General features: G+C 71.5%; 14 protein-coding genes. All 14 read left to right on the top strand.

All coding sequences use genetic code 11. The features are described 5' to 3' along the window. Window positions 1-254, top strand: a 254-nt coding sequence (locus GT045_RS29110) for a DALR anticodon-binding domain-containing protein (RefSeq protein ID WP_272926915.1), incomplete at its 5' end; no start/stop codon positions are given. Window positions 255-308: 54 nt separating this feature from the next. After that, on the top strand, window positions 309-1,700 hold the full coding sequence (lysA, locus tag GT045_RS29105; RefSeq protein ID WP_161291563.1) for a diaminopimelate decarboxylase: 1,392 nt from the start codon (window positions 309-311) through the stop codon (window positions 1,698-1,700). Between the two features lie 144 nt (window positions 1,701-1,844). Continuing rightward, entirely contained in the window at window positions 1,845-3,137 is a 1,293-nt protein-coding gene (locus GT045_RS29100) for a homoserine dehydrogenase (protein WP_161335998.1), read from the top strand. Window positions 3,138-3,143: 6 nt separating this feature from the next. Beyond that, entirely contained in the window at window positions 3,144-4,205 is a 1,062-nt protein-coding gene (gene thrC, locus GT045_RS29095) for a threonine synthase (protein ID WP_161291559.1), read from the top strand. 273 nt (window positions 4,206-4,478) lie between these two features. Further along, window positions 4,479-5,396: a homoserine kinase gene (thrB, locus tag GT045_RS29090; protein WP_161291558.1), complete on the top strand. Its 918-nt coding sequence runs from the start codon at window positions 4,479-4,481 to the stop codon at window positions 5,394-5,396. Window positions 5,397-5,817: 421 nt separating this feature from the next. Further along, the gene (gene rho / locus GT045_RS29085) at window positions 5,818-7,836 is read left to right on the top strand and encodes a transcription termination factor Rho (protein ID WP_161335997.1); all 2,019 of its coding nucleotides are present in this window, start codon (window positions 5,818-5,820) and stop codon (window positions 7,834-7,836) included. Window positions 7,837-8,279: 443 nt separating this feature from the next. After that, on the top strand, window positions 8,280-9,410 hold the full coding sequence (locus tag GT045_RS29080; RefSeq protein WP_161335996.1) for an LCP family protein: 1,131 nt from the start codon (window positions 8,280-8,282) through the stop codon (window positions 9,408-9,410). A 245-nt stretch (window positions 9,411-9,655) separates the two neighbouring features. Further along, the gene (rpmE, locus tag GT045_RS29075; protein ID WP_161291551.1) at window positions 9,656-9,877 is read left to right on the top strand and encodes a 50S ribosomal protein L31; all 222 of its coding nucleotides are present in this window, start codon (window positions 9,656-9,658) and stop codon (window positions 9,875-9,877) included. Window positions 9,878-9,983: 106 nt separating this feature from the next. Beyond that, the gene (gene prfA, locus GT045_RS29070) at window positions 9,984-11,060 is read left to right on the top strand and encodes a peptide chain release factor 1 (protein WP_161291549.1); all 1,077 of its coding nucleotides are present in this window, start codon (window positions 9,984-9,986) and stop codon (window positions 11,058-11,060) included. A gap of 35 nt (window positions 11,061-11,095) precedes the next feature. Continuing rightward, on the top strand, window positions 11,096-11,941 hold the full coding sequence (prmC, locus tag GT045_RS29065) for a peptide chain release factor N(5)-glutamine methyltransferase (protein WP_161291547.1): 846 nt from the start codon (window positions 11,096-11,098) through the stop codon (window positions 11,939-11,941). Between the two features lie 52 nt (window positions 11,942-11,993). Next, window positions 11,994-12,641, top strand: a complete 648-nt coding sequence (locus tag GT045_RS29060) for an L-threonylcarbamoyladenylate synthase (RefSeq protein WP_161291545.1) — start codon at window positions 11,994-11,996, stop codon at window positions 12,639-12,641. Between the two features lie 49 nt (window positions 12,642-12,690). After that, window positions 12,691-13,350 carry a protein-tyrosine-phosphatase gene (locus tag GT045_RS29055; protein WP_161291544.1) on the top strand — a complete coding sequence of 220 codons (660 nt, stop codon included), beginning with the start codon at window positions 12,691-12,693 and terminating at the stop codon, window positions 13,348-13,350. Window positions 13,351-13,448: 98 nt separating this feature from the next. Then, on the top strand, window positions 13,449-14,687 hold the full coding sequence (gene glyA / locus GT045_RS29050; protein WP_161291542.1) for a serine hydroxymethyltransferase: 1,239 nt from the start codon (window positions 13,449-13,451) through the stop codon (window positions 14,685-14,687). A 182-nt stretch (window positions 14,688-14,869) separates the two neighbouring features. Further along, on the top strand, window positions 14,870-16,219 hold the full coding sequence (locus GT045_RS29045) for an MraY family glycosyltransferase (protein ID WP_161335995.1): 1,350 nt from the start codon (window positions 14,870-14,872) through the stop codon (window positions 16,217-16,219). Window positions 16,220-16,527: the final 308 nt, after the last annotated feature.

Here is a 16,527-nt window from a genome sequence, read left to right as displayed (position 1 = left end):
CCCTCCTGGCCCCCCTGGCCGCCCACCCCCGCATTCTCGCCGTGGCCGCCACCCACCGTGCCCCGGACCGGGTTGCCCGGCATCTCGTCACCGTCGCCGATGCCTTGCTGCCCCTGTTGCCCTTCGTGCTGCCCGTCGGGGAGGAGAAACCCTCGGCCGCCCACCGGGCCCGGCTGGCGCTTGCCGAAGCCGCCGGGACGGTGCTGGCCGGCGGCCTGTCCCTGCTCGGTATCGACGCACCCGAACACCTCTGAGGCGCCCGATGAGGACGCGCCCCGGTGAGAGACAGAGAGTCTGAGAGCCACGTCATGAGCCGTTCCGCCCACCCTGCCGGGCCCCGTCACGCCGACGTCCTGCCCGAGGGGCACTACTCCGCGCCGCCCGCCGATCTCAACGTCCTCGACCCCAAGGTGTGGGCGCAGACCGTCGGCCGGGACGAGGACGGTGTGGTCGCCGTCGGGGGGATCCCCGTCACCCGGCTCGCCGAGGAGTTCGGCACGCCCGCCTACATCCTCGACGAGGCCGACTTCCGGGCCCGGGCGCGTGCCTGGCGCACCGCCTTCGGCCCGGACGCCGACGTCTTCTACGCCGGCAAGGCGTTCCTCTCCCGGGCCGTCGTGCGGTGGCTGCACGAGGAGGGGCTCAACCTGGACGTGTGCTCCGGCGGTGAGCTGGCCACCGCGCTGTCCGCCGGGATGCCCGCCGAGCGCATCGCCTTCCACGGCAACAACAAGTCCGCCGAGGAGATCCACCGGGCCGTCAGCGCCGGGGTGGGGCGGATCGTGCTCGACTCCTTCCAGGAGATCGTGCGGGTCGCCCACGCGGCGCAGTCGCTGGGCAAGCGGCAGAAGGTCCAGATCCGCATCACGGTGGGGGTGGAGGCGCACACGCACGAGTTCATCGCCACCGCCCACGAGGACCAGAAGTTCGGGATCCCGCTCGCCGGCGGCCAGGCCGCCGAGGCCGTGCGGCGGGCGCTGCAGCTGGACGGGCTGGAGCTGATCGGGATCCACTCCCACATCGGCTCGCAGATCTTCGACATGTCGGGCTTCGAGGTCGCGGCCCACCGGGTGGTCGGGCTGCTCAAGGACGTCCGGGACGAGCACGGTGTCGAGCTGCCCGAGATCGACCTGGGCGGCGGCCTCGGTATCGCCTACACGAGCGACGACGACCCGCGTGAGCCGCACGAGATCGCCAAGGCGCTCACCGAGATCGTGGCCCGGGAGTGCGAGAGCGCGCGGCTGCGGACCCCGCGGATCTCCGTGGAGCCGGGGCGCGCCATCGTCGGCCCCACCGCCTTCACGCTGTACGAGGTCGGCACCGTCAAGCCGCTCGACGGGCTGCGGACGTACGTCTCGGTCGACGGCGGCATGTCGGACAACATCCGCACCGCGCTGTACGACGCCGAGTACAGCGTCGCACTCGTCTCCCGGACCTCCGACGCCGCGCCGATGCTCGCACGGGTCGTCGGCAAGCACTGCGAGAGCGGGGACATCGTGGTGAAGGACGCGTTCCTGCCCGCCGACCTGGCTCCGGGTGACCTGATCGCGGTGCCGGCCACCGGTGCCTACTGCCGCTCCATGGCCAGCAACTACAACCATGTGCTCCGGCCGCCCGTCGTCGCCGTACAGGACGGCGCGGCCCGGGTGATCGTCCGGCGTGAGACGGAGGAGGACCTCCTGCGTCTCGACGTCGGGTGACGCTGCCCGGGGGGCCGGAAGATCTCCGGTCACCCGGTCCCGTACAAATGAAATAGATGTCTCACGATCCGGACGAAGGGTAGAAACTCCCGTCCGGTGAGTGAGACTGGTCCAACCGTAGACGGTATGAGGAAACGAGGTCGGATGATGCGTACGCGTCCGCTGAAGGTGGCGCTGCTGGGCTGTGGAGTGGTCGGCTCAGAGGTGGCGCGCATCATGACGACGCACGCCGACGACCTCGCCGCCCGGATCGGGGCCCCGGTGGAGCTGGCCGGCGTGGCCGTACGGCGTACCGGCAAGGAGCGCGAGGGCATCGACCCCGCGCTCGTCACCACCGACGCCACCGCCCTGGTCAAACGCGGGGACATCGACGTGGTGGTGGAGGTCATCGGGGGCATCGAGCCCGCCCGGACGCTCATCACCACCGCCTTCGAGCACGGCGCCTCGGTCGTCTCCGCCAACAAGGCCCTGCTCGCCCAGGACGGCGCCGCGCTGCACGCGGCCGCCGGGGAGCACGGCAAGGACCTCTACTACGAGGCCGCCGTCGCCGGCGCCATCCCGCTGATCCGGCCGCTGCGCGAGTCGCTCGCCGGCGACAAGGTCAACCGGGTGCTCGGCATCGTCAACGGCACCACCAACTTCATCCTCGACAAGATGGACTCCACGGGGGCCGGCTACCAGGAGGCCCTGGACGAGGCCACCGCGCTCGGGTACGCGGAGGCCGATCCGACCGCCGACGTCGAGGGCTTCGACGCCGCCGCCAAGGCCGCCATCCTCGCCGGGATCGCCTTCCACACGCGGGTGCGGCTGGACGACGTCTACCGCGAGGGCATGACCGAGGTCACCGCCGCCGACTTCCGCTCCGCCGCGGAGATGGGCTGCACCATCAAGCTGCTCGCCATCTGCGAGCGGTCCAGGGACGGTGCGTCCGTCACCGCGCGCGTGCACCCGGCCATGATCCCGCTGAGCCATCCGCTCGCCTCCGTGCGCGGCGCGTACAACGCCGTGTTCGTGGAGAGCGAGGCCGCCGGACAGCTGATGTTCTACGGGCCCGGCGCCGGTGGCTCGCCCACCGCCTCCGCCGTCCTCGGCGACCTCGTCGCGGTCTGCCGCAACCGGCTGAACGGCGCCACCGGACCCGGCGAGTCGGCCTACGCCGACCTGACCGTCTCCCCGATGGGCGACGTCGTCACGCGCTACCACATCAGCCTGGACGTCGCGGACAAACCGGGCGTGCTCGCCCAGGTCGCGACCGTCTTCGCCGAGCACGGGGTGTCGATCGACACCGTTCGGCAGCAAGGCAAGGACGGCGAGGCCTCCCTCGTCGTCGTCACCCACCGGGCCTCCGACGCCTCCCTCACCGGGACCGTCGAGGCACTGCGCAAGCTCGACACCGTGCGGGGTGTCGCCAGCATCATGCGGGTTGAAGGAGAGTAACCAGCAATGACGACCCACCAGTGGCGCGGAATCATCGAGGAGTACCGGGACCGGCTGCCGGTATCCGACACCACGCCGGTCGTGACGCTCCGCGAGGGCGGCACGCCCCTCGTGCCCGCGCAGGTGCTCTCCGAGCGCACGGGCTGCGAGGTCCACCTGAAGGTGGAGGGGGCCAACCCCACCGGGTCCTTCAAGGACCGCGGTATGACCATGGCCATCAGCAAGGCCAAGGAGGAGGGGGCGAAGGCCGTCATCTGTGCCTCCACGGGCAACACCTCTGCCTCCGCCGCCGCCTACGCGGTGCGCGCGGGCATGGTGTCGGCCGTGCTGGTGCCGCAGGGCAAGATCGCCCTCGGCAAGATGGGCCAGGCCCTCGTGCACGGCGCGAAGATCCTCCAGGTCGACGGCAACTTCGACGACTGCCTCACCCTCGCCCGGGCGCTGAGCGAGAACTACCCGGTGGCGCTGGTGAATTCGGTCAACCCGGTGCGCATCGAGGGCCAGAAGACGGCCGCCTTCGAGATCGTGGACATGCTCGGCGACGCGCCCGACATCCATGTCCTGCCGGTCGGCAACGCGGGCAACATCACGGCCTACTGGAAGGGCTACCGGGAGTACGCCGCCGACGGCGTCGCCTCCCGCACCCCGCGCATGTGGGGCTTCCAGGCGTCCGGCAGCGCGCCCATCGTGCGCGGCGAGGTCGTCAAGGACCCGTCGACCATCGCCACCGCCATCCGCATCGGCAACCCCGCCTCCTGGACCTACGCCCTGGCCGCGCGGGACGAGTCCGGCGGTGCCATCGACGAGGTGACGGACCGTGAGATCCTGCGCGCTTACCGCCTGTTGGCCGCCCAGGAGGGCGTCTTCGTGGAGCCCGCCTCCGCCGCCTCCGTGGCCGGTCTGCTCAAGGCCGCGGAGCAGGGCAAGGTCGACCCGGGCCAGCGCATCGTGTGCACCGTCACCGGCAACGGCCTGAAGGACCCCGACTGGGCCGTCGCCGGCGCCCCGCAGCCGGTCACCGTCCCGGTCGACGCGGCCACCGCGGCCGAGCGCCTCGGCCTCGCCTGAGCACTCGGTTCCGGCGCGTCCCTGACGCGGTGCACAGGGGGCTTACGACACGCATCGTGCGCCTCCTGTGCGCCCTATGTCGCCACAGAACCTTCCTTCGATAGGCTGTGGCGAACCCGCCTACCGCATATGCCCTCGCGTATGGCACGAGGCCGCGCCGTCTCCGCGGCCCGACGGGTCTTCGCACGTCAGTCATCGGCAGTCCACCGAATGGCCATCGAATCCCTCGAGCGTCATTCGACCGTCACGCAGCTCAAGGAGAGTCTTCGAGCGATGGCCGGTCCAGCCTTCCGCGCCGCCGCCGTCCGGGTGCGCGTCCCCGCCACCAGCGCCAACCTCGGCCCGGGCTTCGACGCCCTGGGCCTCGCGCTGGGGCTCTACGACGACGTGGTCGTCCGGGTGGCCGACTCCGGGCTGCACATCGACATCGCGGGCGAGGGCGGCGAGACCCTCCCGCGCGACGAGAGCCACCTTCTCGTCCGCTCCCTGCGCACCGCCTTCGATCTGCTGGGCGGGCAGCCCCGCGGCCTGGAGATCGTCTGCGCCAACCGCATCCCGCACGGCCGGGGCCTGGGTTCCTCCTCCGCCGCGATCTGCGCCGGCATCGTGGCCGCCCGCGCCGTGACCATAGGCGGCGAGGCCCGGATGGACGACGCCGCGCTGCTGGAGCTGGCCACCGAGATCGAGGGCCACCCCGACAACGTGGCCGCCTGTCTCCTCGGCGGTTTCACCCTGTCCTGGATGGAGGCCGGCACCGCCCGCGCCATCAGGATGGAGCCGCACGATTCCATCGTTCCGGTGGTTTTCGTCCCCGGGAAGCCGGTCCTGACCGAGACCGCGCGCGGCCTGCTCCCGCGCACCGTGCCGCACGTGGACGCCGCCGCCAACGCGGGCCGCGCCGCCCTGCTGGTCGAGGCGCTGACCAGGCGTCCCGAACTGCTGCTGCCCGCCACCGAGGACCGTCTCCACCAGGAGTACCGCGCCCCGGCCATGCCGGAGAGCGCCGCGCTGGTGGAGCGGCTGCGCGCCGACGGCATCCCGGCCGTGATCTCGGGCGCCGGACCCACCGTCATGGCCCTCGCCGACACCGACAGCGCCGACAAGGTCTCGCACCTCGCGGGTGCGGGCTGGGCCGCCAACCGGCTGGACCTGGACGTCCGGGGAGCGAGCGTGCTGCCGCTTGCGACCTGACACACGGTTGCCGGATTTGGAGAGGGGGAATGTTTGTTGGATCCGGTAGTGTTAATCTCAAGTCTGCACCCGACCCCACCATGGCGAGGTGCCTTGTGTCCCCCTCCGGGACAGACATTCTTCCGGGAACCTCCCGCGCCACTCCGTGTTCCTTGCGTCGTACCTGGGCAGTACGTCGTATGCGAGCACTGAGCGGGCCGCCGGTGGGGGTATCCCCTCCGGGGGAGCTTCGGAACCGGTGCTACCACGCCACGTGACACTGAGTGCCACGACTCGCGGAAGCGCCATCACCGCACATTTCTTCCGCCGCTTTGGCGGACCACCGCCCCGGCACGGTTCACAGAAGACAGAACCGTAGCCGGACAGCACAACCGGTCGCCGAGCCAGACAGGCCGACGTCCGCTCCAGGGAAGGACCCTTCGTGAGCGACACCACCGATCTGATGGGCGCACGTGTCGAGGAGACCGCTGCCGCGCCCGCCACGGACGCCTCCGCGCCTGCCACCGGTGCCGGCTCCCGGCGGCGCCGTGGTACCGGCCTCGAGGGCATGGTGCTGGCCGAGCTGCAGCAGGTCGCCTCGGGCCTCGGCATCAGGGGCACCGCGCGGATGCGCAAGAGCCAGCTGATCGAGGTCATCAAGGAGGCGCAGGCGGCCGGGGGAGGTGCCCCGAAGGCGGCGTCCGCCCCCGCCGGGGACGCCACCGAGACCAAGCCGAAGCGCCGGGCCACCTCCAAGGCCCGCACCGGTGAGGAGACCGCCGGGAAGAAGGCGGACAAGGCCGCCGAGGCCCCCGCCGAGAAGAAGGCCGTGGCCCAGCAGCAGATCGAGATCCCCGGCCAGCCGTCCCCCAAGGCCCCGGCCGAGCAGGCGGGTGCCGCCGACGACGCCCCGGCCGAGCGCCGCCGCCGCCGTGCCACCGCCGATGCGGGCAGCCCGGGCAACGGCGCGGAGAGCGTCGCCGCCGAGGCGAGGAACGACTCCAAGGCCGAGACGCCCGCGCAGTCGCAGCAGGGCGAGGCCAAGGGTGACGCCGGTGACGGCGAGGGGCGTGGCCGCCGCGACCGCCGCGAGCGCGGCCGCGACCGTGACCGCCGCAACAAGGGCGACGACCAGCAGGGCCAGGGCGGCCAGCGCCAGCAGCAGGGCCAGCAGGGTGGTCGTCAGGACCGGCAGCAACAGCAGCAGCAGGACGACGACGACTTCGAGGGCGGCCGCCGTGGCCGCCGTGGCCGCTACCGCGACCGCCGTGGCCGCCGTGGCCGCGACGAGATCGCCGCCGAGCCGCAGCTGGCCGAGGACGACGTCCTGATCCCCGTCGCGGGCATCCTGGACATCCTCGACAACTACGCCTTCATCCGGACCTCCGGCTACCTGCCGGGCCCGAACGACGTGTACGTCTCCCTCGCCCAGGTCCGCAAGAACGGCCTGCGCAAGGGTGACCACGTCACCGGTGCGGTCCGCCAGCCGAAGGAGGGCGAGCGCCGCGAGAAGTTCAACGCGCTGGTCCGGCTGGACTCCGTCAACGGCATGGCGCCCGAACACGGCCGCGGCCGCCCGGAGTTCAACAAGCTGACCCCGCTCTACCCGCAGGACCGCCTCCGCCTGGAGACGGACCCGGGCGTGCTCACCACCCGGATCATCGACCTGGTCTCGCCGATCGGCAAGGGCCAGCGCGGCCTGATCGTGGCCCCGCCGAAGACCGGCAAGACCATGATCATGCAGGCGATCGCCAACGCGATCACGCACAACAACCCCGAGTGCCACCTGATGGTCGTCCTGGTCGACGAGCGTCCGGAAGAGGTCACCGACATGCAGCGGTCGGTCAAGGGCGAGGTCATCTCCTCGACCTTCGACCGCCCGGCCGAGGACCACACCACCGTCGCCGAGCTGGCCATCGAGCGCGCCAAGCGTCTCGTCGAGCTGGGTCACGACGTGGTCGTGCTGCTCGACTCCATCACCCGTCTGGGCCGCGCCTACAACCTGGCGGCGCCGGCGTCCGGCCGCATCCTGTCCGGTGGTGTCGACTCGACCGCGCTGTACCCGCCGAAGCGCTTCTTCGGTGCGGCCCGCAACATCGAGGACGGCGGCTCGCTGACCATCCTCGCCACCGCCCTGGTGGACACCGGGTCCCGCATGGACGAGGTGATCTTCGAGGAGTTCAAGGGCACCGGCAACATGGAGCTCAAGCTCGACCGGAAGCTCGCCGACAAGCGCATCTTCCCCGCGGTGGACGTGGACGCGTCCGGTACCCGTAAGGAAGAGATCCTGCTCGGCAACGAGGAGCTGGCCGTCGTCTGGAAGCTCCGCCGGGTGCTGCACGCGCTGGACCAGCAGCAGGCGATCGAGCTGCTCCTCGACAAGATGAAGCAGACCAAGTCGAACGTCGAGTTCCTGATGCAGATCCAGAAGACGACGCCGACGCCCGGCAACGGCGACTGAGCGACCGGCGCCGTCGAGGTGACGGCGACCGCCCGGAGCCGCGGCTCGTCCGTGGTGCACCGCGCGCTCACCTGACCCTCCAGGGTCGCCGGCCCGCAGCTGCGAGGAAGGCCGCCCCCCGTCACAGGAGTGACGGGGGGCGGCCTTCCCGCGTAGCGGGGGGCCGGGTTCCGCCCGGCGCCGGCGAGACCTTTGCCACAGCCGGGACCGTCGGCGCGGGTGTCCCGCCGTACGGCGTCCTCGGTCGAAATCGCAGGTGAACCGGGTACTCCCGGCTCCTCCGGCTGCGCACCGTGTCCGTCGCTGCACGCGACGGGCACTTTGCGTTGTGCAACCCTTTCCCGAGTTTCTCCGTCTGACCAGTCGGAGCGACGATGGAGCGGTGACGACCGCACCCGACCCTGACTGCAGGGGGTAACCGACCAGCGAGACCTAGGAGCGATGTGGCCGCCGAGAGCACGCCCGAGCCCGCCATAACCGGGGCGGGCACGACCGGACCCCGCCGCCGGAGCAAGGGACGCCGGCGCAAGGCACCCAGCACCGGCCGCAAGGCCATGCGCGCGACGGCCTGGACCGCCGCGGGTGTGGTCGTGCTGGGCGGTACCGGCGCCGGGTACGTGTACTTCAAGCTCAACGGCAACCTGCACAGCGTCGACATCAACCAGGCCCTCGGCAGCGACCGGCCCACGAAGATCGACAACGGCTCCGAGAACATCCTGGTCCTGGGCTCGGACACCCGCTCCGGCACGAACAAGAAGCTCGGCGGCGGTACGGACGACGGCAGCGCCCGCTCCGACACCGCGATGATCGTCCACGTGTACGAGGGCCACAAGAAGGCCAGTGTGGTCTCGATCCCACGGGACACCCTCGTCGACCGCCCCCGGTGCACCGACACCAAGGGCACCCAGCACCCCGCCGCGTCCGGCGTGATGTTCAACGAGGCGTACTCCACCGGCGGCGCGGCGTGCGCCGTGAAGACCGTGGAGTCGATCACCGGCATCCGGATGGACCACTACCTGGAGGTCGACTTCGCGGGCTTCCAGAAGCTCATCGACGACCTCGGCGGCGTCGACATCACCACGACGAAGGCCATCCACGACCCGCAGAGCCACCTGAACCTCGAGGCCGGCCCGCACACCCTGAACGGCGAACAGGCCCTCGGCCTGGTCCGCACCCGGCACGGCGTGGGCGACGGCTCCGACCTGGGCCGCATCCAGCTCCAGCAGGCGTTCGTCAAGGCCCTGATCGACCAGGTCAAGCACGTCGGCGTCTTCTCGAACCCGAAGAGGCTGTACGACCTCGCCGACACCGCCACCAAGGCCGTCACCACCGACTCCGACCTCGGCTCGGTCAACTCCCTCACGGACTTCGCCGACGGCCTGAAGGGCATCAGCTCGTCCCACATGAAGATGGTGACGATGCCCGTCCAGTACGACCCGGCCAACCCCAACCGCGTCCTGCTGGCGAAGTCCAAGGCGCAGCTGGTCTGGGACGCCCTGAAGAAGGACGCGCCGATCCCGCGGGCCGCCACCGAGGGCACCGCCACGGGTGAGGCCAAGGGCGTGGTCGGCTAGCACCCCGCTCCCGGACCCGGCCGCGTCCACTCCCGGACCGTGTCCGCGTCCACTCCCGGACCGCGTCCACGTCCGCCCCCGGACCCGGCCGCGGCCCCGGCGCTCCCACCCGGGGGAATAGAACAACCGCACCCCCGGTTTGGGTGGATGGCCCCAGTCCTGGCAGACTGGTACGTCGGCTCCGGTTCACGCTCCCGCATCCCGCGACGGGCGACCCGGCGCCCTCCCGAAACCTAGGAGACACCTTGAAGCGCGACATCCACCCCGAGTACGTCGAGACGCAGGTCAGCTGCACCTGTGGCGCGTCGTTCACCACCCGTAGCACCATCGAGTCCGGCGCCATCCGGGCCGAGGTCTGCTCCGAGTGCCACCCGTTCTACACGGGCAAGCAGAAGATCCTCGACACCGGTGGCCGTGTGGCCCGCTTCGAGGCCCGCTTCGGCAAGGCCGCCGGCTCCAAGAAGTAGCGAGCCCCATTTCGCCGGTCCACGGCCGCACCCTGTCCGGGGGTGCGCCCGGGACCGGCGTTTTTGGTCGTCGCCCTTCCCTTTCACCGCAGTACAGGAGCCCAAGATGTTCGAGGCCGTCGAGGAACTCGTCGCCGAGCACGCCGATCTGGAGAAGAAGCTCGCCGACCCGTCGGTCCACGCCGACCAGGCGAACGCGCGCAAGCTGAACAAGCGCTACGCCGAGCTGACCCCGATCGTCGCCACGTACCGCTCCTGGAAGCAGACCGGCGACGACATCGAGACCGCGCGCGAGTTCGCCGCCGACGATCCCGACTTCGCCGCCGAGGTGAAGGACCTGGAGAAGCAGCGCGAGGAGCTGACCGAGAAGCTGCGGCTGCTGCTCGTCCCGCGCGACCCCAGCGACGACAAGGACGTCATCCTGGAGATCAAGGCGGGCGCGGGCGGCGACGAGTCGGCACTGTTCGCCGGCGACCTGCTGCGGATGTACCTGCGCTACGCCGAGCGCGTCGGCTGGAAGACCGAGATCATCGACGCCACCGAGTCCGAGCTGGGCGGCTACAAGGACGTCCAGGTCGCCGTGAAGACCAAGGGTGGCCAGGGGGCCACCGAGCCCGGCCAGGGCGTCTGGGCACGGCTGAAGTACGAGGGCGGCGTGCACCGCGTGCAGCGTGTGCCGGCGACCGAGTCCCAGGGCCGTATCCACACCTCCGCGGCCGGCGTCCTCGTCACGCCGGAGGCCGAGGAGGTCGACGTCGAGATCAACCAGAACGACCTGCGCATCGACGTCTACCGGTCCTCCGGTCCGGGCGGCCAGTCGGTCAACACCACTGACTCCGCCGTGCGCATCACGCACATCCCGACCGGTGTCGTCGCCTCCTGCCAGAACGAGAAGAGCCAGCTGCAGAACAAGGAGCAGGCGATGCGTATCCTGCGCTCCAGGCTGCTCGCCGCGGCGCAGGAGGAGGCGGAGCGGGAGGCGGCCGACGCCCGCCGCAGCCAGGTCCGCACCGTCGACCGCTCCGAGAAGATCCGCACCTACAACTTCCCGGAGAACCGTCTCTCGGACCACCGCGTCGGCTTCAAGGCGTACAACCTGGACCAGGTCCTGGACGGCGACCTCGACGCGGTGATCCAGGCCTGCGTCGACGCCGACTCGGCGGCGAAGCTCGCCGCCGCGTAACACCCGTACGCACGAGTACGACACGGAGGACTCGCGTGAACCTGCTGCTCGCCGAGGTGGCCCAGGCCACCCAGCGGCTGGCCGACGCCGGCGTGCCCTCGCCGCGCACCGACGCGGAGGAGCTGGCCGCGTTCGTGCACGGCGTGAAGCGCGGCGCACTGCACTCCGTGAAGGACGCCGACTTCGACGCCCGGTACTGGGAGGTCATCGCCCGGCGCGAGCAGCGCGAGCCGCTCCAGCACATCACCGGCCGGGCCTACTTCCGCTACCTGGAACTCCAGGTCGGCCCCGGGGTGTTCGTGCCCCGGCCGGAGACCGAGTCCGTGGTCGGCTGGGCCATAGACGCGGTCCGCGCCATGGACGTCGTCGAGCCGTGCATCGTCGATCTGTGCACCGGCTCCGGAGCCATCGCGCTCGCCCTCGCCCAGGAGGTGCCGCGCTCGCGCGTGCACGCCGTGGAGCTGTCCGAGGACGCCCTCGTGTGGACGCGCAAGAACGTGGCCGGCTCGCGGGTCGACCTGCGCCAGGGCGACGCCCTCACGGCCTTCCCGGACCTCGACGGCCAGGTCGACCTGGTCATCTCCAACCCGCCGTACATCCCGCTCACCGAGTGGGAGTACGTCGCCCCCGAGGCCCGCGACTACGACCCCGAGCTGGCGCTGTTCTCCGGCGAGGACGGACTCGACCTCATCCGGGGCATCGAACGCACCGCCCACCGGCTGCTGCGCCCCGGCGGCGTCGTCGTCATCGAGCACGCCGACACCCAGGGCGGCCAGGTGCCCTGGATCTTCACCGAGGAGCGGGGCTGGGCCGACGCGGCCGACCACCCCGACCTCAACAACCGGCCACGCTTCGCCACCGCCCGCAAGGCGCTGCCGTGACCATCCCGCTGACTTCAACCCCGCAGTACGTGTACGAGGAGGCCCGCTAGACATGGCACGGCGATACGACACCAACGACGCGACCGACCGCGTGACGGGTCTGCGCGAGGCCGCGTCCGCCGTCCGCCGGAGCGAGCTGGTGGTGCTGCCGACCGACACGGTGTACGGCATCGGCGCCGACGCGTTCTCCTCGGAGGCCGTCGCCGACCTGCTCGCCGCCAAGGGCCGGGGCCGCAACATGCCCACCCCCGTCCTCATCGGCTCCCCGAACACCCTGCACGGTCTCGTGACGGACTTCTCCGAGCTGGCCTGGGAACTGGTCGACGCGTTCTGGCCGGGCGCCCTGACGCTCGTCGCCAAGCACCAGCCGTCCCTCCAGTGGGACCTCGGTGACACCCGGGGCACGGTGGCCGTGCGCATGCCGCTGCATCCGGTCGCCATCGAGCTGCTCACCGAGGTCGGCCCGATGGCCGTCTCCTCGGCCAACCTCACCGGCCACCCGGCGCCCGAGGACTGCGACGCCGCCCAGCAGATGCTCGGCGACTCCGTCTCCGTCTACCTCGACGGCGGCCCCACCCCCGGCAACGTGCCGTCGTCCATCGTCGACGTCTCCCGCGAGGTGCCGCTGCTGCTGCGCGCCGGCGCGCTCTCCGCGGAGGAGCTGCGCAAGGTCGTACCCGACCTCGAGGTGGCGAATTGACGGCCCCTGACACCCCCGGGCTCTCGGCGCTCGACCAGGGGGTGCCCCCATGCGTGGCATAGGCGGCGGGGGCTTCAGCGCGGAGGAGACGACGACGTTCGGCTTCCCCCGCGACACCTTCCGCATCCTCCACGTCAGTACCGGCAACGTGTGCCGCTCGCCCATCACCGAGCGGCTGACCCGCCACTTCGTCATGGAGCGGCTCGGTGTGCTCGGCGGCGGGCTGGTCGTGGAGAGCGCGGGCACCTGGGGCCACGAGGGCGCGCCCATGGAGGCGAACGCGGAGACCGTGCTCGGCGAGTTCGGCGCGGACGCGACCGGCTTCGTCGGCCGGGAGCTGCTGGACGAGCACGTGGTCATGGCCGACCTCGTGCTCACCGCCACCCGCGACCACCGCGCCCAGGTCATCTCCATGGGCCATTCGGCGGGCCTGCGCACCTTCACCCTGAAGGAGTTCACCCGGCTGGTCCGGGCGATAGATCCGGCCACCCTGCCTCCGCTGGAGGACGGTGTGGTCATGCGGGCCAGGGCGCTGGTGCGTGCGGCGGCGGCGCTGCGCGGCTGGCTGCTCGCCCCGACCGCCGAGGCGGACGAGGTGTACGACCCGTACGGCGCCCCGCTCACCTTCTTCCGGTCCGTCGGCGACGAGATACGGGACGCGCTGGACCCGGTCGTCACCGCGCTGACGGGTGTACCCGCGCACACCTGACACCTGCACATGCGGCATATCGGCCGTGACAGCCGCGCGTCGGCCGTACCCCGGGCCTACATTGGGGATACGTCACCGTCGACCGCCCGGAGCCCGTCATGTCGGTCACCACCGCCCACGAGACCGATGTCCTGCGGCGGCAGGACCCGGCGATGGCCGAGCTCCTGCTCGGGGAGCTGACGCGGCAGTCCACGACGCTCCAGCTGATCGCCGCCGAGAACTTCTGCTCGCCGGCCGTGCTGGCGGCCCTCGGCTCACCGCTCGCCAACAAGTACGCCGAGGGCTACCCGGGCGCCCGGCACCACGGCGGCTGCGAGATCGTCGACGTCGCCGAGCGCGCCGCCATCGACCGGGCCACGGCCCTGTTCGGCGCCGAGCACGCCAACGTCCAGCCGCACTCCGGCTCCTCGGCCGTCCTGGCCGCCTACGCGGCCCTGCTGCGCCCCGGCGACACCGTCCTCGCCCTCGGCCTGCCCTACGGCGGTCACCTCACCCACGGCTCGCCGGCGAACTTCTCCGGCCGCTGGTTCGACTTCGTCGGCTACGGCGTCGACGCCGAGACGGGGCTCATCGACCACGACCAGGTGCGCCACCTGGCGCGCAACCACCGGCCCAAGGCCATCGTGTGCGGCTCGATCGCCTACCCCCGCCACATCGACTACGCCTTCTTCCGCCAGGTCGCCGACGAGGTCGGCGCCTATCTGATCGCCGACGCGGGCCATCCGATCGGGCTGGTCGCCGGGGGAGCGGCACCCAGTCCCGTGCCGTACGCGGACATCGTGTGCGCGACCACCCACAAAGTGCTGCGCGGCCCGCGCGGCGGGATGATCCTGTGTGGTGCCGGCCTGGCCGAGCGCGTGGACCGGGCCGTCTTCCCCTTCACCCAGGGCGGCGCCCAGATGCACACCATCGCCGCCAAGGCCGTGGCGTTCGGCGAGGCCGCGACCCCCGCCTTCACGGTGTACGCCCACCAGGTGGTCGCCAACGCGCGCGTGCTCGCCGGCCACCTGGCCGCGGAGGGGCTCGTCGTCACCACCGGCGGCACGGACACCCACCTGATCACCGCGGACCCGGCTCCGCTCGGCGTGGACGGCCGTACCGCGCGCGGCCGGCTCCTCGCGGCCGGGCTGGTGCTGGACTGCTGCGTGCTGCCGCACGGCGACGGCCGCGGGCTGCGGCTGGGCACGGCCGCGGTGACGACGCAGGGCATGGGCGAGCCGGAGATGGTGCGGATCGCGGCACTGCTGGCGGCCGTGCTGCGCGGCCGGACGGAGCCGGCCGCGGCGCGGGAGGAGGTGCGCGCGCTCACCGGCCCGTACCCGCCGTATCCCGGCTGAGCGGGGGCGGGCGCGGTTCCGTACATGCCTGGTGTGTCCCGTCGCGGGCCTCCCGGGAGCGCGGCGGAGCGAGGGCGGACAGCCCCCGGGGAACCATCCTCTCCACCCGGCTGTCCTCATCCATATGCATCCGTCGCTAGGGTGTGGGGCTGTGATGGCCAGCGAGACCTGTGGGGAAGCCCGTGCGTGAATACCTGCTGACGCTCTGCATCACGGCCGCGGTGACGTATCTGCTGACAGGGCCGGTGCGGAAGTTCGCGATCGTGGCCGGGGCGATGCCGGAGATCCGGGCACGTGACGTGCACCGGGAACCCACTCCGCGCCTCGGCGGTATCGCGATGTTCTTCGGCCTGTGCGCGGGTCTGCTGGTCGCCGACCACCTGACCAACCTCAACGAGGTCTTCGCCAAGTCCAACGAACCGCGGGCGCTGCTCTCCGGCGCCGCCCTGATCTGGCTGATCGGCGTCCTCGACGACAAGTTCGAGATCGACGCGCTGATCAAGCTGGGCGGTCAGATGATCGCCGCGGGCGTGATGGTCATGCAGGGTCTGACGATCCTGTGGCTGCCCATCCCGGGCGTCGGCAACGTCGCCCTGACCCAGTGGCAGGGCACCCTGCTGACGGTGGCGCTGGTCGTCATCACGATCAACGCGGTGAACTTCGTGGACGGCCTGGACGGCCTCGCGGCCGGCATGGTGTGCATCGCGGCCGGCGCGTTCTTCCTGTACGCGTACCGCATCTGGTACTCGTACGGCATCGAGGCCGCCGCCCCCGGCACCCTCTTCGCGGCGATCCTGATGGGCATGTGCCTGGGCTTCCTGCCGCACAACATGCACCCGGCGCGGATCTTCATGGGTGACTCCGGCTCCATGCTGATCGGGCTGGTGCTGTCGGCGGGCGCGATCTCCATCACCGGTCAGGTGGACCCGGACGCCCTCGCCCTGTTCACCGGTTCGGAGAAGGCGGCGGTCCACCAGACGGTGCCGGTCTACATCCCGCTGCTGCTCCCGCTGACGATCATCGCCGTGCCCGCCGCCGACCTGGTCCTGGCGATCGTCCGCCGCACCTGGCGCGGCCAGTCGCCGTTCGCCGCCGACCGGGGTCACCTGCACCACCGGCTGCTGGAGATCGGCCACTCGCACAGCCGGGCCGTGCTGATCATGTACTTCTGGTCGGCGCTGATCGGCTTCGGGGCGCTGGCGTACTCCGTCAACTCGGCGTCCATGTGGATCGTGCTGGGTGTGGTCTTCCTCAGCTCGGTCGGGCTGGTGCTGCTGCTGCTCCCGCGCTTCCGGCCGCGGGTGCCGGTGTGGGCGCAGCGGTTCGTGCCGCCGCGGTACCGGAGGCGGGGGACCGCTCCCGGGACGGCGGCGGAGCAGGAGACGGCGCCCGCGTCCCCGGAGCCGGCCGGGGCCCCCGACACGGACGAGCGGGCCCCCGTCACCGCCGGCGCCCCGGGCGTCAACGGAGCGACCGCGATCGGCGCTCGTTCGCACTTCGTGGACCGTCACGACGACCGGAGCTTCGGTTGAGGGCCCGGGCGGCGGTGAGTCCCGCGCCGTCTCCATGGTCGAATTGACCGAAATCTTGCGTCAGCCGCTTCCCGGCCGGGCCGGCCGGCGCAGCGCCCCCTGTGACCTGCCGCTTCGTGATCGCGCACCAGTTCTGCCGTGCGTCCTGCCCATGGGCAAGTGGCTTTTGGGACGTCCGTGGTGGAGTGCCCTGGGGGCTTTCAGTGGCAGGGCCGTCACTCGACGTGTTAGCAATGTGCACGCCAAGGGGGAGGCGCATCACTGACCACGGTGCGCCGTTCCCGCTCACACGTGAGTGGAGGAGATGG

The sequence above is a fragment of the Streptomyces sp. SID486 genome, assembly GCF_009865385.1.
Classification (GTDB): domain Bacteria; phylum Actinomycetota; class Actinomycetes; order Streptomycetales; family Streptomycetaceae; genus Streptomyces.
The sequence above is the reverse complement of the archived record's forward strand: the minus strand, read 5'-3'. Positions and strand labels throughout refer to the sequence as shown.

Excerpts from the sequence above, each read along its gene's own strand:
- lysA (WP_161291563.1), top strand. The coding sequence starts at position 309 with ATGAGCCGTTCCGCCCACCCTGCCGGGCCCCGTCACGCCGACGTCCTG.
- GT045_RS29100 (WP_161335998.1), top strand. The coding sequence starts at position 1,845 with ATGATGCGTACGCGTCCGCTGAAGGTGGCGCTGCTGGGCTGTGGAGTG.
- thrC (WP_161291559.1), top strand. The coding sequence starts at position 3,144 with ATGACGACCCACCAGTGGCGCGGAATCATCGAGGAGTACCGGGACCGG.
- thrB (WP_161291558.1), top strand. The coding sequence starts at position 4,479 with ATGGCCGGTCCAGCCTTCCGCGCCGCCGCCGTCCGGGTGCGCGTCCCC.
- prfA (WP_161291549.1), top strand. The coding sequence starts at position 9,984 with ATGTTCGAGGCCGTCGAGGAACTCGTCGCCGAGCACGCCGATCTGGAG.
- GT045_RS29060 (WP_161291545.1), top strand. The coding sequence starts at position 11,994 with ATGGCACGGCGATACGACACCAACGACGCGACCGACCGCGTGACGGGT.
- GT045_RS29055 (WP_161291544.1), top strand. The coding sequence starts at position 12,691 with ATGCGTGGCATAGGCGGCGGGGGCTTCAGCGCGGAGGAGACGACGACG.
- glyA (WP_161291542.1), top strand. The coding sequence starts at position 13,449 with ATGTCGGTCACCACCGCCCACGAGACCGATGTCCTGCGGCGGCAGGAC.